At 30.7% G+C, this 23853-nt stretch carries 21 protein-coding genes; 5 read left to right on the top strand and 16 right to left on the bottom strand.

The features are described from left to right. Positions 1-108 precede the first annotated feature (108 nt). The gene (locus tag HUE53_RS11635; RefSeq protein WP_192188512.1) at positions 109-2511 is read left to right on the top strand and encodes an alpha-ketoacid dehydrogenase subunit alpha/beta; all 2403 of its coding nucleotides are present in this window, start codon (positions 109-111) and stop codon (positions 2509-2511) included. Positions 2512-2814: 303 nt separating this feature from the next. Here the strand turns inward: HUE53_RS11635 and katG are convergent, their stop codons facing one another. From katG to HUE53_RS11590, 10 genes are all read right to left on the bottom strand, one after another. Next, entirely contained in the window at positions 2815-4992 is a 2178-nt protein-coding gene (gene katG, locus HUE53_RS11630; RefSeq protein WP_014165256.1) for a catalase/peroxidase HPI, read from the bottom strand. A 393-nt stretch (positions 4993-5385) separates the two neighbouring features. Next, positions 5386-5769, bottom strand: a complete 384-nt coding sequence (gloA2, locus tag HUE53_RS11625) for an SMU1112c/YaeR family gloxylase I-like metalloprotein (RefSeq protein WP_014165255.1) — start codon at positions 5767-5769, stop codon at positions 5386-5388. 233 nt (positions 5770-6002) lie between these two features. Beyond that, on the bottom strand, positions 6003-6788 hold the full coding sequence (locus HUE53_RS11620) for a type 1 glutamine amidotransferase domain-containing protein (RefSeq protein ID WP_014165254.1): 786 nt from the start codon (positions 6786-6788) through the stop codon (positions 6003-6005). A 93-nt stretch (positions 6789-6881) separates the two neighbouring features. Beyond that, positions 6882-7445: a Crp/Fnr family transcriptional regulator gene (locus HUE53_RS11615; protein ID WP_097609725.1), complete on the bottom strand. Its 564-nt coding sequence runs from the start codon at positions 7443-7445 to the stop codon at positions 6882-6884. A 199-nt stretch (positions 7446-7644) separates the two neighbouring features. After that, a complete protein-coding gene (locus HUE53_RS14595) occupies positions 7645-8121 on the bottom strand; it encodes a DUF3592 domain-containing protein (RefSeq protein ID WP_421638132.1) in 477 nt (158 codons plus the stop codon). Next, positions 8121-8270, bottom strand: a complete 150-nt coding sequence (locus tag HUE53_RS11610; RefSeq protein ID WP_192188511.1) for a hypothetical protein — start codon at positions 8268-8270, stop codon at positions 8121-8123. The genes HUE53_RS14595 and HUE53_RS11610 overlap by 1 nt, the downstream gene beginning before the upstream one ends. Positions 8271-8701: 431 nt before the next feature. Then, entirely contained in the window at positions 8702-9103 is a 402-nt protein-coding gene (locus tag HUE53_RS11605) for a DoxX family protein (RefSeq protein WP_014165252.1), read from the bottom strand. Positions 9104-9128: 25 nt separating this feature from the next. Then, positions 9129-9662 carry a carboxymuconolactone decarboxylase family protein gene (locus tag HUE53_RS11600; RefSeq protein WP_014165251.1) on the bottom strand — a complete coding sequence of 178 codons (534 nt, stop codon included), beginning with the start codon at positions 9660-9662 and terminating at the stop codon, positions 9129-9131. Between the two features lie 67 nt (positions 9663-9729). Continuing rightward, complete coding sequence (locus tag HUE53_RS11595; protein ID WP_014165250.1) at positions 9730-10590, bottom strand: helix-turn-helix domain-containing protein; 861 nt, start codon at positions 10588-10590, stop codon at positions 9730-9732. A gap of 567 nt (positions 10591-11157) precedes the next feature. After that, entirely contained in the window at positions 11158-11439 is a 282-nt protein-coding gene (locus tag HUE53_RS11590; protein WP_014165249.1) for a hypothetical protein, read from the bottom strand. A gap of 73 nt (positions 11440-11512) precedes the next feature. On the opposite strand from HUE53_RS11590, the gene HUE53_RS11585 reads away from it, so the two are divergent. Continuing rightward, entirely contained in the window at positions 11513-12088 is a 576-nt protein-coding gene (locus HUE53_RS11585; RefSeq protein ID WP_014165248.1) for a GNAT family N-acetyltransferase, read from the top strand. A gap of 138 nt (positions 12089-12226) precedes the next feature. Here the strand turns inward: HUE53_RS11585 and HUE53_RS11580 are convergent, their stop codons facing one another. The 3 genes from HUE53_RS11580 to glyA form a co-directional block, all read right to left on the bottom strand. Next, entirely contained in the window at positions 12227-13486 is a 1260-nt protein-coding gene (locus HUE53_RS11580) for a dicarboxylate/amino acid:cation symporter (RefSeq protein WP_014165247.1), read from the bottom strand. Further along, a complete protein-coding gene (gene aroC / locus HUE53_RS11575) occupies positions 13486-14553 on the bottom strand; it encodes a chorismate synthase (RefSeq protein WP_065213510.1) in 1068 nt (355 codons plus the stop codon). Before aroC ends, HUE53_RS11580 begins: the two co-directional genes overlap by 1 nt. A gap of 130 nt (positions 14554-14683) precedes the next feature. Beyond that, positions 14684-15958, bottom strand: a complete 1275-nt coding sequence (glyA, locus tag HUE53_RS11570; RefSeq protein ID WP_014165245.1) for a serine hydroxymethyltransferase — start codon at positions 15956-15958, stop codon at positions 14684-14686. A 114-nt stretch (positions 15959-16072) separates the two neighbouring features. On the opposite strand from glyA, the gene fahA reads away from it, so the two are divergent. Together fahA and HUE53_RS11560 are read left to right on the top strand one after the other, a co-directional pair. Continuing rightward, positions 16073-17356: a fumarylacetoacetase gene (gene fahA / locus HUE53_RS11565; RefSeq protein WP_014165244.1), complete on the top strand. Its 1284-nt coding sequence runs from the start codon at positions 16073-16075 to the stop codon at positions 17354-17356. Positions 17357-17435: 79 nt separating this feature from the next. Beyond that, positions 17436-18623, top strand: a complete 1188-nt coding sequence (locus HUE53_RS11560; RefSeq protein WP_014165243.1) for a hypothetical protein — start codon at positions 17436-17438, stop codon at positions 18621-18623. A 199-nt stretch (positions 18624-18822) separates the two neighbouring features. On the opposite strand, the gene pheT is transcribed toward HUE53_RS11560, so the two are convergent. Beyond that, positions 18823-21243: a phenylalanine--tRNA ligase subunit beta gene (gene pheT, locus HUE53_RS11555; RefSeq protein ID WP_014165242.1), complete on the bottom strand. Its 2421-nt coding sequence runs from the start codon at positions 21241-21243 to the stop codon at positions 18823-18825. A 764-nt stretch (positions 21244-22007) separates the two neighbouring features. Here pheT and HUE53_RS11550 point away from each other — a divergent pair. Beyond that, positions 22008-22625, top strand: coding sequence for an outer membrane beta-barrel protein (locus HUE53_RS11550; protein ID WP_014165241.1), 618 nt, complete (start codon positions 22008-22010; stop codon positions 22623-22625). A gap of 281 nt (positions 22626-22906) precedes the next feature. On the opposite strand, the gene ytxJ is transcribed toward HUE53_RS11550, so the two are convergent. Next, on the bottom strand, positions 22907-23266 hold the full coding sequence (gene ytxJ, locus HUE53_RS11545) for a bacillithiol system redox-active protein YtxJ (protein ID WP_014165240.1): 360 nt from the start codon (positions 23264-23266) through the stop codon (positions 22907-22909). 40 nt (positions 23267-23306) lie between these two features. Next, positions 23307-23846 carry a peptide-methionine (S)-S-oxide reductase MsrA gene (gene msrA, locus HUE53_RS11540; RefSeq protein WP_014165239.1) on the bottom strand — a complete coding sequence of 180 codons (540 nt, stop codon included), beginning with the start codon at positions 23844-23846 and terminating at the stop codon, positions 23307-23309. Positions 23847-23853: the final 7 nt, after the last annotated feature.

Raw genomic sequence — 23853 nt, 5'->3', positions numbered from 1 at the left:
AAAAAGATTATATTGAATTAAAAATACGAATAATTAAATTTTATTTTTTCAAAATAAAGCACAACATAACCGCTTTTTAATTAAATTTGCGTACTTACATTTAAAAAAATGGCACAAGTAGAAGAAAAAAAAGAATTAACTTTTGAAGATTTTAAAACAGAAGTTTTAAATGATTATAAAATTGCACGCATCAGTCGCGAATGTAGTTTACTAGGTCGTAAAGAAGTTTTAACAGGAAAAGCAAAATTCGGGATTTTTGGCGATGGAAAAGAAGTTCCTCAACTTGCTTTAGCAAAAGCATTCCAAAATGGCGATTTTCGTTCAGGTTATTATCGTGACCAAACTTTTATGATGGCCATAGGTGCTTTAACTATTGAGCAATTTTTTGCAGGTCTTTACGGACATACAGATTTAGCATTCGACCCTATGAGTGCTGGTCGTCAAATGGGAGGTCATTTTTCAACACATTCATTAGATGAAAATGGAAATTGGAATGACTTAACCAAGCAAAAAAATTCAAGTGCTGACATCTCTCCTACAGCAGGACAAATGCCTCGCTTATTAGGTTTAGCACAAGCATCTAAAATATTTAGAAATGTAGAAGGAATAGACACTACTAATTTTTCAGTAAAAGGAAATGAAGTAGCTTGGGGAACTATTGGAAACGCCTCAACTTCAGAAGGATTATTCTTTGAAACAATCAATGCAGCAGGTGTATTACAAGTTCCTATGGTAATGAGCGTATGGGATGATGAATACGGTATTTCAGTACACGCACGTTATCAAACTACAAAAGAAAATATATCGGAAATCTTAAAAGGTTTTCAAAGAGACCAAGCAAACAATGGTTTTGAAATACTAAATGTAAAAGGTTGGGATTACCCCGGATTAGTAGAAACCTACCAACAAGCTTCCAAAATAGCAAGAGAAGAACACGTACCAGTACTAATTCACGTCAATGAATTAACCCAACCCCAAGGCCATTCAACCTCAGGATCGCATGAACGCTACAAATCCGCTGAACGTCTCGCTTGGGAAACAGAATTTGACTGCCTATCTCAAATGCGTAAATGGTTACTAGAAAATAGTTTAGCCACAACCGAAGAATTAGACGAAATTGATACTCAAGCTAAAAAGGATGTATTAGAAGGCAAAAAAACAGCTTGGAATAATTTCACAAATCCTATAAAAACCGAAAGAGACGAATTAGTAGCAATCTTACAAAACATTGCCTATCAAGCTACAAATAAAGTTTTTATAGAAAAATATGCTCATGATTTAAATAGCATAAAAGAACCTATTCGTAAAGACATTCTTACAACTGCACGCAAAGTATTAAGAATGCTAATACAAGAAAACAGCAAAATAACTCTAGCAAATTGGATCAGTCAATATATTGCTAAAATTCAACCTAAATTTAGCTCTCATTTGTTCTCCCAATCAGAAAACAATGTACTTGCTATCAATGAAATAAAACCTACTTATGATGAAAATTCAGAAGAAGTAGACGCTCGTTTAGTTATAAGAGACAATTTTGATGCTATTTTTGCAAAATACCCACAAACTTTAATCTTTGGTGAAGATTCTGGAAATATTGGAGACGTAAACCAAGGTTTAGAAGGAATGCAAGAAAAATATGGCGAAATGCGTGTAAGTGATGCTGGTATTCGTGAAGCCACTATTCTAGGTCAAGGAATTGGTATGGCTATGAGAGGATTAAGACCTATAGCAGAGATTCAATATTTAGACTACTTATTATACGCCATTCAAATCATGAGTGATGATCTTGCAACACTACAGTATCGTACAGCAGGTCGTCAAAAATCACCTTTAATCATAAGAACTCGCGGTCATCGTTTAGAAGGTATTTGGCATTCCGGATCACCTATGGGAATGATTATAAATGCAATTCGAGGCATTCATGTATTAGTTCCTCGTAATATGACAAAAGCGGCTGGATTTTACAACACTCTATTACAAACAGATGAACCCGCATTAGTAGTAGAATGTTTAAATGGTTACCGTTTAAAGGAAAAAATGCCTACAAATCTAGGCGAATTCAAAACACCTATAGGTATAACAGAAACACTCAAAGAAGGGAAAGACATAACTATAGTATCTTATGGTTCTACTTTACGTTTAGTAGAACAAGCAGCCAAAGAATTACTAGAAATAGGAATTGATATTGAAATCATTGATATTCAATCATTACTCCCTTTTGATATTAATCATGACATTGTAAAATCAGTAGCCAAAACAAATCGTTTGTTAATTGTTGATGAAGATGTACCAGGTGGTGCTGCTGCCTATATTTTACAACAAATTGTAGAAGAACAAAAAGCGTATAAATATCTAGATAGCCAACCAGAAACTCTTACTGCAAGGGCACACCGTCCAGCTTACGGTACTGATGGCGATTATTTTTCAAAACCTTCCGTAGAAGATATTTTTGAAAAAGTGTATGAAATTATGCACGAATCTAATCCTAGTAAATTTCCAAGCTTATACTAAAGTTCGATTTTTTTTTATTATAAATAGAAAAGGAAGGTATCCTAAAAAGTTACAATTTTATCATTCTGATCAAAGAATGTAAACAAACAATGCGAATTAAATAGTACTGATAATGAAGCTTTTCCTTCCCTCTAAGTAACCAAGCTAGAAGCTGCATTACTACTTTTAGACACTCTCTTTTTTATTTAGAGAATAAAAAAGACAAGGGAAATAAAAATATATGTAAATCTTATGTTAAGAAAACTAACCTCATTAATTATTTTAAACGAGGTTAGTTTTATTTTTATTATCTTATAGTAAGGACTATTTTACTAAATCATAGCGATCAGAGTTCATAACTTTTACCCAAGCTTTAACAAAATCATGTACAAATTTTTCTTTATTATCATCTTGTGCATAAACTTCTGCATAAGCTCTTAAAATAGAATTTGATCCAAATACTAAATCAACTCGTGTAGCAGTCCATTTTGTGATTCCACTTTTTCTATCAACAATGTTATAAAGATTTTCTGAAACAGGGATCCAAGTATAATTCATATCTGTAATATTTACAAAAAAGTCATTACTTAAAATACCTTCTCTTTCTGTAAAAACACCTTGTTTTACACCTCCATAATTAGTACCTAAAACTCGCATACCACCAAGTAAAACGGTCATTTCAGGAGCCGTAAGTCCCATAAGTTGTGTTCTATCTAGAAGCAACTCTTCTGGGGCAACAGCATAGTCTTTTTTTAGCCAGTTCCTGTACCCATCATGAATTGGTTCTAGAACAGAAAAAGAGTCTACATCTGTCATATCTTCTGTTGCATCCCCTCTTCCTGCATTAAAAGGTACTTTAATATTTATCCCTCCTTCTTCTGCTGCTTTTTCAATAGCTGCACAACCTCCTAAAACAATCAAGTCTGCTATACTAATATTGTGAGCCAATTCGGTTTTAATTTCTTGAAGTTTATTTAATACTTTTTCTAATCTTTGAGGCTCATTTCCTTCCCAATTTTTTTGAGGTGCTAAACGAATTCTCGAACCATTAGCTCCCCCTCTAAAATCAGAACTACGGAAAGTTCTTGCACTATCCCATGCTGTATTAATTAGTTCTGTTTTAGTTAGTCCTGAGTTCAAAAGTTTTATTTTTAACTCTTCTATTTCAGTATCATTTAATTTGTAATCAACAACGGGGATAGGATCTTGCCAGATTAAATCTTCTTTTGGTGCATCAGCTCCAAGATATTTACTTTTAGGACCTAAATCACGATGTGTTAATTTAAACCATGCTCTTGCAAATACATCTTCAAAATAAGCTGGATCTTTATAGAATTTTTCTGATATTTTTCTATATTCAGGATCTAGTTTCATAGCCATATCAGCATCTGTCATAATAGGATTTCTACGAACTCCTTGTATATGAGCATCCAACGGTTTGTCTTCTTCTTTTATGTTGATTGGTTCCCATTGCCAAGCATCTGCTGGACTTTTTCTTAGTTCCCATTCATAATTTAATAAAAGATGAAAATACGTATGATTCCATTTATCTGGAGTGGTTGTCCATGCTCCTTCTAACCCACTGGTCACAGTATTTTCGGCATTTCCTTTCCCTTCTGGATTGATCCAACCAAAACCTTGTGTTTCAACATCTGAAGATTCAGGATTTGGTCCCAAGATAGAAGCATCACCATTTCCGTGTGCTTTACCTACTGTATGTCCTCCTGCTGTTAATGCTACGGTTTCTTCATCATCCATAGCCATACGTTTAAACGTAGTTCGAACATCTTGAGCTGTTTTTAACGGATCTGGCTCTCCGTTAACTCCTTCAGGATTTACATAAATTAATCCCATTTGTACCGCTGCTAAAGGATTTTCAAGAGATTCACTATCCGCATCATCAGAATATCTTTCTTTTGCTAACCATTCTTTTTCTGCTCCCCAATAAATATCTTTTTCAGGATGCCAAATATCTTCACGTCCGCCTGCAAAACCAAATGTTTTAAACCCCATTGATTCATAAGCCATATTGCCTGCTAGGATCATTAAATCTGCCCAAGAAATTTTATTCCCATATTTTTTCTTAATGGGCCATAACAATCTACGTGCTTTATCTAAATTACCATTATCAGGCCAACTATTAAGTGGAGCAAAACGTTGATTTCCTGTATTGGCTCCACCTCGTCCATCTGCTAAACGATACGTACCTGCTGCATGCCATGCCATTCTAATCATTAAACCTCCATAATGTCCCCAATCTGCAGGCCACCAGTCTTGGCTTTCTGTCATTAGTTTTTTTAAATCATTTTTTAATGCTTCAAGATCAAGTTTTTTAAATTCTTCTGCATAATTAAATTTTTCACCTAAGGGATTTGTCTTAGTATCGTGTTGATGTAGAATATCAAGATTAAGTGCATTAGGCCACTTATCTACAACTGAATTTTGAGATTCTGTGTTAGCTCCATGATGAAAGGGGCATTTTCCTTCTTTTGAATTGTTCATTTTTTTAGTTTAAATTTTAGTTATTATTTCTCTTATCATTATTATTTGTATTAATACCCTTCTTTTTAGATTTCCCTAAAGGGTTGTTTATGAATCGAGTAATAACTTTTTAAAAAGTGTAAAACTAGATTTGGGTACTGAATTGATTACTTACAAGTATAAAACACACTTATCATATTATGGAATACTTTTACTCAAATATATTAAAAAACGATGTATTAATCAGGGAAGAATAGTTAAATTATTCGTTATTATTAACCTAAAATAGTTCAATTCAATTTATTTATAGTTTTTACAAAAAAGCCTCATTTGAAATTATCAAATGAGGCTTTTAGTTTTAATTATTTTTTTAAAATGGTAATTAGTTAGTAAATAACTTAATTGTATCTGTTTTTAAGTTTCATATAATTCAATAGGTAATTGATCGGGGTCTTGAAAAAAAGTAAATCTTTTTTGAGTAAACTCATCAACTCGTATACTTTCGGTTACAATGTTATGCTTCTTTAATTTTCTTATCATATCGTCTAAGTCTGATACTTCAAAAGCTAAATGCCTTAACCCACACGTTTCGGGTCTTGAAACCCTCATTGGGGGATTAGGAAAAGAAAATAACTCTATAACATAATTACCATTTAATGCTAAATCTAGTTTGTAAGACTGTCTTTCTTCTCTATATACTTCTCTAATAATTTCTAATTCTAAAATTTTTGTATAAAAATGTTTTGACTTTTCGTAGTCTGAACAAATAATAGCTATATGATGAATAGTCTTTAACATATTTTGTTTTACCCAGATTAGGCATTAGAATTTTATTACAGATACAATGCTTTTGAAACTAAAAAAGTACTTTTTTTGTCCTCAATATAGTAAAACTACAGCTGTGGTAAAAAATTTCCGTGTATTTTTACTTTCTTTGCCCTTTCTTTTTTCATCACAAAGTCTAACGCATAATCTGGGTTTAAATAGATTTAAGACAAAAATGATTGAATTAAATGATTTTTGAGAATTAATTAGAGTTTTTGAAGTTCTTTTAAAACAGCTTCTCCAACTCCATGAGCGGATTGTGGATTTTGTCCTGTTACGACTCTTTGGTCAACTGCTACATGAGATTGCCATAATCCTGATTTTTCAAATTTTGCACCGCGTTCAATAAGTTTAGTTTCTAGACTAAATGGTACAACATTTTCTAATTTTACAGCAATTTCTTCTTCATTAGTAAAAGCGTTGATTTTTTTACCATCAACCAAATATTTACCATTACTAAGTTTAATATTTACCAAACCTGCTGGTCCATGACAAACGGCACTTACTACTCCATTGTTTTCATAAATTTTTTGTGCAATTAGAGCCAGTTCTTCATTGTCTGCAAAATCCCACATAGTGCCATGTCCTCCTGCATATAAGATAGCTACATAGTCCGATGGATTAACATCCGATGGTTTCATTGTGTTTTGGATTTTAGCTTGATATTTTTCGTCTGCTAAAAATCTTTGATCAATAGGATCCTCATTATTTTCGCCATAATATGATGGATTACCTCCTTTAGGACTAACAAACTCTATTTCATACCCTGCATCGCTCAAAACAGCCCAAGGGTGAGTTACTTCTCCTAAATAATACCCAGTAGATTGACCTGTTTCTCCTAATTTGTCGTGGCTTGTAACCACAAATAAAATTTTTTTATTCATTTTTTTTCTATTTAAAGTTTGCGCATTTACTTGGCATAAACCACTAAAAATAACATAACTCAGAATTACTATAATTCCTGTCAAATTGTTTTGAAATAATTTATTCATTACCCTACTATTTTTAGTTGGTTACAAATTTCAACACATTCTTACTCTTATCACAGGAGATAAATCACAAGTTTTATGTGATGTATATCACACTTAAGAACTAAGACGGCTAAGGGTTTCTCTTGAAACACCTAAATAAGAAGCAATTAGGGTTTTAGGCACTCTTTGAAATAATATTGGATAATTTTCACGAAGTTGCTCGTATCTTTCTTTGGCATTGCTATTTAATAAAGAAAGTATTCTTCTTTGTAAGGCCATATAACCTGAATTGGATTTTTTTCTAAAAAAGTGTTCTATTTTGTGCATATCTGCACATAATTTTTCTCTATTACACAAGGATAGACAAAGTACTTCTGTTGCTTCAATGCAGTCTATATTTAGTATTGACTTTGTTTCATTAAAATAGGCTTGATAATCCGTAATCCACCAATCTTCCATTGCAAACTGCATGATGTGTTCTTTCCCGTCTTGATTGACATAATAAGCTTTTAAAAGACCTTTTGTGACAAAATGATCATTTTGTACAAAGTCTCCTTCTTGAATCAAATATTGGTGTTTTTTTAACTTTTTGGTTGTAAAGTGAGACAAAATATATGCAAACTCTTTATCTGTTAATGGCGTAATTTTTTCTATTTGATGTCTTAGTATCTCACTCATCTTTTTGTAAACTGTATTTTTTAAAATCGGATATTCCTTTTAGTGGCTTGACTTGCCATTAGGTAAATATAGTGTAAAAGATAAAAAATACAAAGTTAAGTTAGATGGTTTTCTGTTAATATTGATATAAATAAGTATGATTTTTTAGAAATATTTGTCCTCTAGGACTGATAACGTTTTGTATGTTTTCTTTTCTATATTATTCAGCTTTAGCAGACTCATTTTCAATTATTTTTATTTTTTCTGCTATGGAAATACAGATTGGTTTTGTAAATATTAAGTAAAAACCAATACTCCATATTATGAATACAATTTTCAATTTTTTTTTATGTCTATTTACAGAGTTCTCTTTTGTGAATAAGGGAATTAAAAATAGTGAAAGCAAGGAGTTCCACATTATAGAAAAAATTAGCATCTTAATTATTGAGTCATTGAGTCCTCTAACTAATATGGAATCTGAATAATTATACGGATTTATATAAATTCTTATTTTTTTAGCTATTTTTAATTTATTAAATAACGTTTCATGATCTTCCACGCCATTAGATCTATAACCAAAAGCAATTTTATTATTTTTATATTTTTTGTTTTTAACAATATATACGTACCTAATCTTAACTTCAGATAACTTGCCTTTGTTATTATAAGCAGGCGTTACATTTTCAACCTCAGCAATTACTTCAATCCAATACTTTTTTTTTCTGATTTACAAATATTTATTACACTAAATACTAAGGTCCATAACCCTATTAAAATAAAAGGGATAAAGAATACTATGGCACATCCTATTAAATTCTTTTTTTGTGATAATTCTTCTTTCTTCATTTTTTCCTTGAACACTATTTTCGTGGAATAACTTTTTTATTAAGCTTTTATTAACTATAAATTAAGCTTTAAAGAGACTATCAAATGGTATAAAAACTCTATATCTTATTTTAGTTAATTGAATTATTTTTTGGTGGTATTTAAAAAGAATTATTTTTAAAAAATTAAATAAAAGGTTTAATAAAAAAATTATAAATATTTATAAATCAATAAATATAGTTCCTTTATCTCATTTATTAATTCATTTATTGTGCAATCTATAATACGTAATATGCACTGCTCTAAAAAAGTTAAATCTATTTAAGTGCAGTGCATTTTTATACGTCCTTGTAATTTGCAAGTCAATTCTTATTTTTTTATTAATTTGGTTATGGTATGTGTTCCGTTAGTAATAATACATTGGTATCCTTCTGGTAAATTTTTTATCTTGATTACTGCTCCCATAATGGTTTTTCTTTTTTAAATTGATCTAATGCTAAACCTAATAATGAACCAAATAATGCTATATGAATCATAATATTCATCCAATTTGCGGAAGGTATATGAACTGTGGTTAGAGCAACAAACATAACAAATGATAAAAAGCTATAGGAATAAAATAGTTTTTTATTACTAATGAGTAAAATTCCTGCAAGCAGTTCTAATGATGCTAAAACAATTGCTAAAATAAAAACGCCTGTATCTCCTAAAAAACTCCAACCTGTGGACTTTAGAAAACCTGCCATATTTTGTAAACCTGCTCCTCCTAAGAAGCCTTCAAAGAATTTTTCAAGTCCTCCCCAAATGAATAATAAGCCAAAGGCTATTCTTATAATTAAATTTCCTAAATTCATTTTGTTTTTTTTTAAAGTTAATAAATTAAATTTCAGTTGCTATTGGAAAATCAATTTCAAAACCAGCTAAATTATGAATATAATTACTGATGATTTTATCCCCTACAGTAATAACTAAGTCTATTAAATTGGCTTCTGTATAACCCACTTCAAAAAAAGCCTTTTTACTTTCTTCCGTAGCTCTTCCTTTATTTTCTACTACTGATGCGGTAAACTTAACTAGGGCATCTAACTTAGAATCAAAAGAAGCTGTTCCTTTTCTTAATTCTATGATTTGATCATTAGTAAAACCATTCATTTTTCCCAAAACAGTATGGGCTGATTGGCAATAACGACAACCATTAATTTGACTTGTAACAAGGTTAATAACTTCTCTTTCTTTTGCTTTTAAAGTACTTTTTCTGTTTTGTAAAGTTAAATAATCCCCTAATGCTGTTTCATTTTTTGCATAATAGGCATATAAATTAGGTACGAAGCCTAAGTCTTTTTGTAAATTATCAAAAATTACTTGATTGTTTTCGGATACTTCTACTCGTGTAGGAACTGTAAACTTTGTCATTGTTTTTAATTTTAAATATTAATAAATTAATTACAATGCAAAGATGAGGTAAGAACAAAGGAATGTGTTAGGTTATCGTTCCCGATGAGTTGTCCATATTTCCCAAAAGATGTTTTTTAAATTCTGACGGACTTAGATTTTCAGATTTTTTAAAGAAACGACTGAAAGTTTGTATATCTTCAAACCCTATTTCGTATGCTATTTCTTTTATAGGTTTATCTGTATATCTAAGCATTCTTTTAGCTTCTAAAAGTTTTCTTTCATGAATAATTTGTAATGGACTTTTGTCCGAAACTTTTGAAAAAAGATTAGCAAGGGTTTTGGCAGATTTATTTAATAATTCGGCATATTCTTTTACGGTATGTTTGTTTCTAAAATGTTGTTCTACTAAATAATGATATTCTCTAACTAAATCTACTTCTTTTATCTCTAATTTAGAAAAGTTCATTTGAGATTTATAGACACGTGTACAAAGTATGATAAATCTTTTTAACATCATTTGCAACATTTCTAATTGTAAATCATCTTTTGATTGCATTTCTACTTGAAACATTTGCCAAAATATTTCAAATTTATCAATTTCTTCTTTGGGTATTTGAAAATAGGGTAATTGATTGGCTCCATAAAATAAAAGTCCTTTACAACTTACCTCACTATCATGGTCTTTAACACAATAAAACTCTCGATTGAATTTTATGATTCTTGCTGTTTCTAAGTTTACAAATTCTATTTTATGGAATGCTGTCAGACAAAAAATAGTATTATTATCAAGAGATAATTTTATGCCTTCATAAGATACTTCGGATTCATTTCCTTTTATCCATACAAATAAAAGAGGATAAGATGATGTATCATCAAAGGTTAATGAACTTCCTTTTTGTAAGTTTATTAACTCTATGTATTCGTCATTTAATCCTCTGTATATCATTTAAATTTTATTTTGTAAATGGTGAATATTTTCTTTGTTATGACTTGTTATTATTTTATAAATAAAATTGTATACAAATATAAATGAAATAATAACAGTGATAATCTTTTTCGAAATACTCAAAATCAAAACAAACAAAAGATACAAAAACAATCGTACAATAAAAAATAAAAAGTCAAATCTTGACCAGTTAACTCAATCATTTTTTTACTTAAATAAAAATACCTATTATTTTCAAATTGAACGTGAAAATTTTTTGAGATTGAGTAAACAAAGTAATAGACTAATAAATTCTTATTGCCAGATCGACTATTTTTAAAACGCTCTCTTTCATATCCTAATCAAAAGATAAAACTGATGGAATACTATTAATTGATAAGCTATATTAACCCTTAAAAAAAACAGGCAAATAGAAATCTTTTGTATTAAAACCAAATTGCCATCCGTGATCTGAAAATCCAAAATCGATAGTTTTTCAGGCATTTTCTTAAATTAACAAATAAAAAACTTCTGTTAATCTAAAAAAGCCTAACAGAAGTTACAATCATCCTTTATTTCATTAAGTTCTTACACAATTTTATAAATACGATGTATTGGAATAGTAACTCCTTTTTTTAGAATTATTTCTTGATCTGTTACTCCCCAAACTGTTGTATCCACTACTTTTTTTGAAACGGCATCTTCAAAATAAATTTTAATTTTAGCATGCTCTACATTTCCTAATACCTGTGCTCTTTCTAACTCTGCTTTTAGTTGTGTTCTATCCTTTAATTCTTCCAATACTTGTTCTGTAGGAAAATACAGATTTTCAATCAATTCTTTTTCTATTAATTCAAATTTTGTTTCCATATATTTACACTTATTTTTATGGGTCTGAGATATTATAAATTTAATGATTTTTTACACTAAATTACATTTTTTTATGAATTCCTTTACTTTTTTACCGTTTCAAAATTTAGAATCAGAACGATTAATCTTAAGAAAAATGACTCATAAGGATGTAGATGAGGTATTTGCCTTACGAAGTAATGCTGATAATATGCAATTTATACCGCGTTCGTTACTAAAAAACAAAGTAGAAGCCTTAGAACTGATTGATACAATCAATAATAAAATTGAGCAAAATGAAGGAATTAATTGGGCGATTACTGAAAAACCAAACGATAAATTAATAGGTTTTTTAGGTCATTATCGTATACAAAAAGAAAATTATCGTTCTGAAATAGGTTATATGATATTACCCGAATATAGTGGCAAAGGTATCATTACAGAGGCTACTGAACTTATATTAGACTATGGTTTTAATCAAATGGGGTTGCATTCTATAGAAGCTGTAATAGACCCTAGAAATCAAGCTTCTGCACGAGTATTAGAGAAATTGGGCTTTATAAAAGAAGGTCATTTACGAGAGAATGAATATTTTGAGGGTAAATTTTGGGATTCTGTCATTTATTCAATCTTAAAATCGGAATTTAACTTAAAAGATACAAAGAAGTAGCATTCATATTAAGCATAAAAATTTGATCAAAATATGAAACTCCATTTTTTAGACAAAAGCTCTAAAAAATGGAGTTTTAAAAAAATATGAGATCCGTCTGAACTTAGGTTCAGAAACCTCTATGAATTTATTTTTTTACTATTCTTTTTCCCAATTTCCAACTACAGAAGTTGCTAAGGCATTACCCAAAACATTCGTTGCACTTCTGAACATATCACAAAAATGATCTATTGGCAATATCAAAGCAATGCCTTCTACGGGAATATCAAACATTCCGCAAGTGGCTGCTACAACTACTAAACTAGCTCTTGGAACTCCAGCTATTCCTTTGCTTGTTAGCATTAAAACTAATAACATAGTTAATTGGGTTCCTAAGTCTAATGAAACACCGTAGGCTTGTGCTATAAAAATACTGGCAAAAGTCATATACATCATACTCCCATCTAAATTAAAAGAATAACCTAATGGCAGCATAAATGATACAATTTTGTCTTTTATACCAAATTTTTCTAATTCTTCTGTTAATTTAGGAAAAACAGCCTCGCTACTTGTTGTACCAAACGCAATTACTAAGGGTGAAACAATATGATTTAAAAGTGTTTTTATTCTTTTTCCTAAAAACAAATAACCTATGATTAGTAATACAATCCATAATGAAGTAATTCCTACTAAAAAGGAACCAAAATACTTAGCATAAGTTAATAAAAGTTCTCCTAAATCACGAATGGCAAATACACCTGCTATAGCTCCAAAAACACCTAGTGGGGCAAACTTCATTACATAGTTTACCATTTTTAAAATGATATGAGACGTTTTATCTAATGCGTTTATAACCGATTTTGTATGATCTCCTAAAGAAGCAGCTGCTAAACCAAAAAAGATTGAAAAGATTACAATTTGTAAAATTTCATTGGTTGCCATTGCTTCTACAACACTTTTAGGAATTATGTGCTCAACAAAATTTTGTGCAGAAAAATTTTGTGTTTTTTCGGTAACTTCCGCTGCTGTGGTTACATCCACTCCGCTTAAGTTTAGTCCAGCTCCTGGTTGCAAAATATTTACCCAAAACATGCCTATTAATAACGATATAAAAGAAGCGGTAAAAAACCACCCTAAAGCCTTTCCTCCTATTCGTCCAACCGCTTTGATATCTCCTAATTTAGCAATACCTACTACCAATGTTGTAAAAACTAGAGGTGAAATAATCATTTGAACTAAACGAATGAAAACAGTAGCGAACATCTTTATGTATCCACTAAAATCTTTAGCGGTAGTGTCATCACAAGTATTGTGTATAAAAATCCCTAATGCTGCACCTAAAAGCATTGCTAATAAGATTTGTACAGTAAGATTTGAAAAAATAGATTTCTTAGAAACCTCGTTTTTAGTTATTTCCATTATTTAAATTGATAAATTTTATTTAATAAATAATAATCTGCCATTACTAAAGCAGCCATGGCTTCTACAATTGGTACGGCTCTTGGCACTACACAAGGGTCATGCCTGCCTTTTCCTTGTTGTTCTACAATATGTCCATCAACCGTTAGGACTTCTTGTTTTTGAATTAGAGTTGCCACAGGTTTAAAAGCCACCCTAAAATAAATATCCATACCGTTACTTATTCCTCCTTGTATTCCTCCTGATAAATTGGTTTGGGTGGTTCCATCGGGATTAAAACGATCATTATGTTCACTCCCTTTCATTTTAGCTCCACAGAAACCACTTCCATACTCAAAACCATGAACTGCATTTATAGATAGCATAGCTTTTCCTAATTCAGCGTGTAATTTATCAAAAACAGGCTCACCTAAACCTACTGGTACATTTTGAATTACACAAGTTATGGTTCCTCCTATTGTATCGCCTTGTTTTTTGATTTCTTTAATGTGGTTTTCCATTAATTCTGCAACCTCTGAATCAGGGCATCTAACGGGATTAGATTCTATTTTAGAAAAATCCAATTCTTGATACGGTTTGTTTATACTTATTTCTCCTACGGAAGATACGAAAGCGTTTATTTTGATTTGAGGAATTATTTGTTTTGCTACGGCGCCCGCTAATACTCTACAACTCGTTTCTCTTGCAGAACTGCGTCCTCCTCCTCTGTAGTCACGAAAACCGTATTTTTGATCATAGACATAATCGGCATGACTAGGTCTGTATGTATTTTTTATATGACTATAATCCTCTGATTTTTGATTGGTATTAGGGATTATAAAACCTATAGAAGTACCTGTTGTTTTTCCTTCAAAAATTCCAGATAAAAATTGTACTTCATCTTCTTCTTTACGTTGTGTAACAATAGAGGATTGACCAGGCTTACGTCTTTGCATCTGTTGATGAATGAAGGACATATCTAACTCAATTCCTGACGGACATCCTTCAATTACACCTCCCAAAGCTTGTCCATGTGATTCTCCAAAAGTAGTTACTTTTAATATATTTCCAAAAGAATTTCCTGCCATTAGATTAGTATTATTAACGAATAGTAAAAGAATGTTTTTTAGATAAGTTTATTTTGAAATTTTTGCAGAACATTCAAAAAAATTAAGGCTGTCTATCTAAAACAGCCTTATTTAATTTTTGTACTATCAATTAAAAAACGAACATAGCTCGCTCGCTCATCATTTCGTTTACTTCATTAGCAACTTCTTCAAGAACTTCTTCGTTTGTATGATTCATCAATACACGATCTATCAGTTCTACGATCTTATCCATATCCGCTTCTACTAGACCACGAGTCGTAATAGCGGGTGTTCCAACACGAATACCTGAGGTTATAAAAGGTGATTTATCATCAAAAGGAACCATATTTTTATTTACTGTAATCTCTGCTTTTACTAATACATTTTCAGCTTCTTTTCCTGTTATTCCCTTATTACGCAAATCTATTAACATCATGTGATTGTCTGTTCCACCTGATATAATGTTATAGTCTCTTTTTATAAATGCTTCTGCCATTGCTTTTGCATTTTTTTGTACTTGCATTGCATAAGTAAAGAACTCATCTGATAAACATTCACCAAAAGCAACTGCTTTAGCAGCTATAATGTGCATTAGAGGGCCTCCTTGATTACCTGGAAAAACAGCCATATCTAATAAGTTAGACATCATCTTTACTTCTCCTTTAGGGGTTGTATAGCCCCAAGGGTTTGGAAAATCTTGTCCCATCATGATCATGCCTCCACGAGGACCACGTAATGTTTTATGAGTAGTGGTTGTTACAATATGGCAATGAGGAATTGGGTCATTCATTAATCCTTTTGCTATTAACCCTGCTGGGTGAGAAATGTCTGCCATTAAAATAGCACCTACAGAATCCGCAATTTCACGAAAACGTTTAAAGTCCATATCACGAGAATAAGCGGAAGCACCTGCGATAATTATTTTAGGTTGTTCTTTCGTAGCTATTTCCTGAATTGTATCATAATTTAACATTCCTGTTTCTTGATCTACTCCATAAAAAACAGGGTTGTATAATTTTCCTGAAAAATTCACCGGAGATCCGTGCGTTAAATGTCCCCCATGTGATAAATCAAAACCTAAAATTGTGTCTCCTGGTTGTAAACAAGCTGCAAAAACGGCTGTATTAGCTTGAGATCCTGAATGAGGTTGTACATTTACATACGCTGCTCCAAACAAAGCTTTTGCTCTATCAATAGCAATTTGTTCTACCACATCTACTACTTCACAACCTCCATAATACCTTTTACCTGGGTAACCTTCTGCATATTTATTAGTTAAACAAGAACCTGCCGCTTCCATTACTTGGTCGCTTACAAAATTCTCAGAAGCAATTAATTCAATACCGTGAATTTGTCTATCTTGTTCATCAAGAATTAAATCGAATATTTGTTCGTCGCGTAACATTTTTGAATATTTTTTTATAAATGGTTGTCAAAAATACAAAAAGTGTTTGGTATAATCCCAATAGAAACTATATTTGAGGTGTAAAAATTAATTAAAATCACAAAAAAATATAATATGCCTATTACAGCTAACAATCCTGAAAGAAGATCATGGCTAGAAGTATCATCTACCAGCGATTTTCCTATTCAAAATATTCCATTTGGTGTTTTTTTAACAAAGGACGATATTGTAACCGTTGGTACTCGCATTGGAGATTATGCTATTGACTTGGGAGCATTACATCAATTAGGATATTTTGAAGGAATTGATTTAACAGATGATGTTTTTCTTCAAGATGTTTTAAATGAATTTATTTCTTGTGGAAAAAAAACATGGCGATTAGTTCGTAACCGCATTGCGGATATTTTTGATGCTGAAAATGCAGATTTAAGAGATAATGCTAAACATCGTGAAGTAGTCATTTTTAAAATAGAAGATGTAGAAATGCAACTTCCTGTTTTTGTAGGGGATTATACCGATTTCTTTTCGAGTAGAGAACATGCTACAAATACAGGAAAAATGTTTCGTGATCCCGCTAATGCTTTATTACCAAACTGGTTACACATCCCTGTAGGGTACCATGGAAGAAGTTCTACGATTGTACCATCAGGAATTCCAGTGCATCGCCCTATGGGACAAACTATGCCTCCTGATGCAACAGCTCCAGTATTTGGTCCTTCTCGTTTGGTAGATTTTGAATTAGAAACAGCCTTTATAACTACAGATGCCAACCTAATGGGCGAAAATATTCCAGTAGCAGAAGCTGAGGATTATATTTTTGGTATGGTATTACTAAATGACTGGAGTGCTCGTGACATTCAAAAATGGGAATATGTTCCTCTGGGTCCTTTTTTAGCTAAAAATTTTGCAAGCTCTATCTCTCCTTGGATCGTTACTATGGATGCTTTAGAGCCTTTCCGTTGTGCATCACCTGTTCAGGAACCAACACCTCTTCCTTATTTACAACAAACTGGGGAGCACGCTTTTGATATCAAATTACAAGTAAGTATAACTCCTGAGGATTCGGAAGAAACAATCATCAGTAATACTAATTTCAAGTATATGTATTGGACTATGAATCAACAGTTAGCACATCATACTATTAACGGTTGTCGTATCAATTCTGGTGATATGATGGGATCCGGTACAATATCAGGGCCTACCCAAGACTCTCTTGGATCTATGTTAGAATTAACATGGGGTGGAAAAAACCCTATTCTTTTAAAAGATGGTTCTGAAAGAAAATTTATTAATGATGGAGATACTGTAATCATGAGAGGGTATTGCCAAAATGAACAAATAAGAATTGGTTTTGGAGAGGTTTCAAGCAAATTATTACCTCCTATTGCTACTAAATAAAACACTTTTTTAATACTCCGAGAGACTCGGAGTATTTTTTGGCTTGAATTTTGCGTAATCAGATTTAAAATTAAATTGTATGAAAAAAATTACTTCTCTGGTAGTACTTATTGGATTTTTGTTTAGCTGTAGTGGTGTTAAACAAACTCAATCAATGCTGAGTGATGGCAATTATGATGGAGCTATTGGTAAATCAATTGAAAATTTAAAAAACAATAAAAATTCCAAAGGCAAACAAGACTATGTTTATTTACTAGAAGAAGCTTTTTCTAAAGCCAAACAAAGGGATTTAGAAGCTATTTCTCTTTGGGAAAAAGAAGGCAATCCTAATCACTTAGAAAAAATATACAATACATATATCAAGCTACAAAACCGTCAAGAAAAAATACAACCTTTATTACCTCTAACTTTAATAAAAGAAGGTAGAAATGCACAATTTTCTTTTGAAGATTATTCAACACCCTTGGTTACTACTAAAAGTAAACTTTCTGATTTTTTATATGAAAACGCATTAAAATTAATGAAAACAAAAGATAAGATTAGTTTTCGTCGTGCTTTTGATGACTTTGAATATTTAAATACTATAAATCCAGGATATAAAGATTGTAATAAATTAATGGATGAATGTCATCTTAAGGGAACTGATTTCGTACATGTTTATACTAAAAATGAAACCAATATGGTCATTCCATCGCGTTTACAAAATGATCTTTTAGATTTTAGCACTCTTGGATTAAATGATAAGTGGACCATATATCATAGTAATAAACAAAAAAATACAAATTATGATTTTGCGATGGTTGTTAGTTTTAGAGGCATTAACATTTCTCCTGAAAAGGTTTTTGAAAGAGAGTTTTCAAAAGAAAAATTAATTAAAAATGGTACTAAACCTCAATTAAATTCAAATGGTCAACCCGTAAAAGATGAAAAAGGAAATACCATTATGATAGATAACATGATTACTGTTAGAAGTACTGTATATGAGTTTAGACAAAACAAATCGTGTAGTATTACTGCCAAAATTGATTATTTAAATTTAAATACTAATCAGTTAATAAATACCTTTCCTATAACCAGCAATTTCGTATTTGAAAACATTTATGCTAATTACAATGGCGATCCTAGAGCTTGTGATGAAAACTATTTGCCGTATTTTAATCGTAGAGCTACTTCTTTTCCAACAAATGAGCAAATGATATATGATTCAGGAGAGGATTTAAAAAATAAGTTAAAAAGTACTATTACAAGAAACAAATTTAGGCGATAACTATTTTTATTTTCTATTTTACATTTTATCGTTCTTTTTTGGTCGATTTGTTTTTAAATTTTTATAGGCTTAGCTGTATTCCTTTTTAAACCTATATTTTAGGTCGTTAAAAAGAAACCAATTAACAAGTACAATCATAAAATAAGGCTCGGATTTACAAACAAAATCCGAGCCTTATTTTGTACTTTCTATCTCTGTTTTATCTTAGAGTAGCTCCTAATTCCGTTTCAAAATTTTGAGTCAATTTACTCATTACTTTATCAATTTGCGAATCCGTAAGCGTTTTAGTACTATCTTGTAATAAGAAACTTATTGCGTATGATTTTTTACCTTCTGGTAAATTATTTCCTTGGTATACATCAAATAAATCTACTCTTTTTAATAGATTTTTTTCCGTTTTATTTGCTAAATCAAGGATTTTTTCAAATTCAATATGTTCATCTACAAGTAAGGCTAAATCACGACGTACTTCTGGATATTTTGAAATTTCTATAAATTTCACATTAGTTGATAAATGTTTTAATATAGCATTCCAATTAAAATCTGCAAAAAACACTTCTTGTTTGATATCAAAATGTTTTAGAATTGATTTTTTAATAGTTCCAAATTCTACTAAAGAAGAGGCTCCTAATTCATAAATCATCCCTTCGCTAAAAATATCACTTTTCATTGGCATAGTAACAATATTTTTGATTCCTAATCTTTCAAAAATATTTAAAATATAACCTTTAAACTGGAAAAAATCACTTGGTCTTTGGGCGTTTGTCCAAGATTCTTTTGAACGATTTCCGCTCATAGTTAAAGTTAGGTGCATTTTTTCTTCATGCCCTGCCAATTGTTTGTGATAAGTCTTACCAAATTCAAATAAACGTAAATCTGCATTTTTACGGTTTATATTGAAAGAAACGGCTTCTAACGCAGAAAACAACATAGATTGACGCATAGCGGACAAATCGTTGCTTAAAGGATTAAGCATCAAAACATTGTTTTTTTCATGTAAACTATTACTTAAATTCACATAATTTGGAGAGGTTAATGAGTTAGCCATCATTTCATTAAAACCATTCCCTACTAATAAGTTGGCAACAATATTTTGTACTTTATAATCTTCTGTTTTTGATGAATGTGCGGTTGTAGCATTTAATTTTTGTGAAAATTGTATGTTATTATAACCATAAACTCTTAGAATTTCTTCAATTACATCTATTTCACGAGTTACATCTACGCGGTAAGCTGGAACTGTCAGTCCTAATCCTACTTTAGATATACTATTTACTTTTATATCTAATGAAACTAAAATATTTTTAATTTCTTCATCGGGAATTTCTTGCCCTATAATTTTTTTAACTTTTTCTAAATTTAAGAAAACAGGAAAGTCTTCAATTTTTTTAGGATACACTTCCATGATATCGGAAGTCATTTCTCCACCCGCAATTTGACATATAAGGATTGCTGCACGTTTTAAAGCATATTCTGTGATGGTTGGATCAATTCCTCTTTCAAAGCGAAAAGACGCATCAGAATTAATTCCATGACGTTTAGCTGTTTTACGTACAGATACGGGATTAAAGTAAGCACTTTCTAAAAAGATAGAAGTAGTTCTTTCTGATACTCCTGATTTTTTACCTCCCATTACTCCTGCAATACATAAAGGTCCTTTTTCATCACAAATCATGATATCCTCTTTATGTAAACTTCTTTCTACATCATCTAGAGTAATAAATTTTTCTCCTTCTGTTGCATTTTTTACAATGATCTTACCATGTATTTTAGAGGCATCAAAGGCATGCAAAGGCTGTCCTAATTCATGCAAAACATAATTTGTTATGTCTACAATATTGTTTTTAGGTGTAAGTCCTATCGCTTTTAACCTATTTTGTAACCATGCTGGTGAGGTACCTACTTTTATATCTGAAATTGTAACGCCACAATATCTAGGGACTAATGTTGTATTTTCTACATTAACATCAATTTTTAAAGTTCTTTTTTCTACTTTATAAGAACTTACAGATGGTGTAATTAGTTCCGTGCTAATATCCTGTTGAAGCATACCTGCTCGTAAGTCTCTAGCAACCCCCCAATGACTCATAGCATCTGCCCTATTAGGAGTAAGTCCTATTTCAAAAACTTCATCAATTTCTACATTAAAAACTTTTGAAGCTAATGTTCCAACCTCTATACTTTCGTCTAGGACCATAATGCCTTCATGGCTGTCTCCTATACCTATTTCGTCTTCAGCACAGATCATTCCGTGGCTTTCTTCTCCTCTAATTTTACCTTTTTTTATTTCAAAAGAATTTCCTTCTTTATCATATAGCTTTGTGCCTATAGTTGCTACTATTACTTTTTGACCCACTGCTACATTACTGGCTCCACAAACTATTTGAACTGGCTCACCATTCCCTAGATCTACTGTAGTAATTTTAAGTTTGTCAGCATTGGGATGCTTTTCACAAGTCAATACATGTCCTACTATTAAACCTTCTAATCCTCCCTTAATTGAAAAAAACTTTTCAACCCCTTCTACTTCAAGACCTAAATCAGTTAATAATTCAGCGGTCTTTTCCGAACTCCAATCTGTCTTAATAAATTGTTTTAACCAGTTATATGAAATTTTCATTTTGAATATTTATCAAATTTTTAAAATATTGCAAAGATAAAAAATTACTTAGGAGTTTTAAGATAAATTTTTATTCTCTCTTTGTAGTCTATAATAATTAATTGCTTTTTTATTAGCTCGTTTTTTTGCTTTGACTGCCATTCAATTGTTTTTTAAAAAAATACGACGAAAGCATGAATAGTTGTTTTGATGAAGAATGAATATATTTATTGGTACAAAAAATTGATTTTGAAAGTGTTGTATATTCATTTCTATTATTTTGTCCGTTATAAATACTTTATTTATCTATGTTATATTTTCTTTGGATTTTTATGCTTTATTATTCTTTTTCATAAATCAGACAATCAATAAAAGGCAAACATCTTATTTCTTTTTATAGAATATAAAGCAACTATGTTTTATTAGACAAGTATCTTATAAGTCCACTTTCTACAACAGCATTTTAAAGAAAGTACTACATAGAACAAATAGACGGTTAAACTGCCATTTTTTCCTGTCATATTTTCACAAAAAAACACTTAGTGTCATATTGTTATATTTTTTTACCTAAAGTTATTTTTTATTATTTTAATAACATAATATTAACATACAAATATTAAATGTTTTATTTTAGAACTAAATTTCAATTTAAATCATTTTTGTTGTATTTATTTAAAAAATGATTTAAAAATAACATTAAGAAAATACCTTGCTAAAAATTTTAACTTTTTTTTTGGAATAAAATTTGAAAAAGTCACTTCGTTAATCTTTAAAACATAGTTTTTATGAAAAATTTTTTAATTGCAAGCGCAATATTAATTACCTCAGGGGTATTTGCTCAAAAAGGGAGTTTTTATGTAGGTGGTCAAGTAGGCTATTCAAGTAGTAAAACAAAAATAGAGAGTACAACTACATCAGAGGGTTCAACGTGGAACTTTTCACCAGAAGTAGGTACTTTTTTAACAAATAATGTACAATTAGGTGTGGGCTTTACAACTCAAGGTTCAACAAAAGAATCTGGAAATACAGAAATAAAAGAAAATCAATATGGAGGTACTCTTTATGGTCGTTATTTTTTTGGAGAAGGGAGCAAGGCTTTTAGACCTTTTGTAGGACTTAACATTGGATTGTTACCTGGAAACTCTACTACTACTAGAAAAACTATTTTAGGGAATCTAGAATCTAAAAATACCACTTTTGAACTTAATACAAATCTAAATGCAGGATTTGGTTATGCTCTTTCTCCTAAAATTACAGTAGTAGGTTCTTTAGGTGTTTTAGGTTTTTCATCGCATACATCAAAGAATAAGGAAACGGATGTAAAGGAAGAAAAGAATACGTTTAATTTTGATATTAATTCTCTAGGAAATAGATTTAACGTAGGTATTTACTATACTTTGTAGAATAAATAATTATTCATACTAAAAAACAATAAAATATTTGATCAAGAGGCTGTCTAAAAGCAGTTGGATTTGTCATTTTAATTCTAAAGAAGATTGGGTAACTGTAATAAGTAAAATCAATTTATTTATTTCTTCTTTTGTTTTTATGCTTGTTTAAACTCTAAACTGCATCTTTAGACAGTCTCTTTTTATAATTTTATTCATATTTCTTGTTTTCGATTTTCGAACTGAAGATATGAATCGAATCTTTCCTTTTTCAATATAATGGTTTGTTGATACTGTTATGCTTTTATGAAGGCATCTATTTTATCTGCTATTTTTCGTGCTTCAATAGTATGATGAGAATCTCTATAAATTACTTTACCGTTTATAAGAACTATGATTTGTGGCGATTGATGAATTACGTCTAATCTTTCAGCTATAAAGTTTGACACGGATCTGTAAGCTAGTAAATCTAAATAATTAAAATCACATCTATTTTCTATTAACTTAAAGTCGTTTGTCAATCGTTCTTTTGCAAAGGCACTAATACCACAAGTTACACTATCTTTAAATATAACTTGTGGTTTGTTATTAGATTTTTCAATAATATCAAGCACTTCGTTTTCTGTTTTAATCGCATTCCATTTTGTTGTTTCCATATAATATACTTTTATTCAATATTTTTTAAGTTGTTAAATTTTAGGTGTTTTCTTTGAGTTTGTCAGCATACTTTTCTTTTAGTTTAGCTATTTTGGGCGAAATCACTACCTCACAGTACCCTTGATTGGTATTTTTATTATAATAATCTTGATGATAATCCTCTGCTGGATAAAAGATATCCAATGGTGCCAATTTTGTAACAATCTTGTTTTCAAAGACAGGGTTTAACTGTTCAATCACTTCTTGTGCTAATAATTTTTGTTCTTCATTATGATAAAATATAACGGATCTATATTGAGTACCATAATCTGCTCCTTGATAATTGAGTGTTGTAGGATTGTGATTGGTCATAAAAACACCCAATAATTCTGCGTAAGATAAAAAAAGAGTATTAAAGGTTACCTGTATTACCTCAGCATGATCTGTATCCCCGTTGCAAACTTCTTTATATGTAGGATTTTTTGTTTTACCTCCTGTATAACCTGATACGACTCTTTCAACTCCTTTTAGTCTTTGAACTATTGCTTCAATACACCAAAAACACCCTCCACCAAAAGTGGCTATTTCTGTTTTTTCCATACTTTTT

The sequence above is a fragment of the Flavobacterium columnare genome, assembly GCF_014844295.1.
Lineage (GTDB): Bacteria > Bacteroidota > Bacteroidia > Flavobacteriales > Flavobacteriaceae > Flavobacterium > Flavobacterium columnare.
The sequence above is the reverse complement of the archived record's forward strand: the minus strand, read 5'-3'. Positions and strand labels throughout refer to the sequence as shown.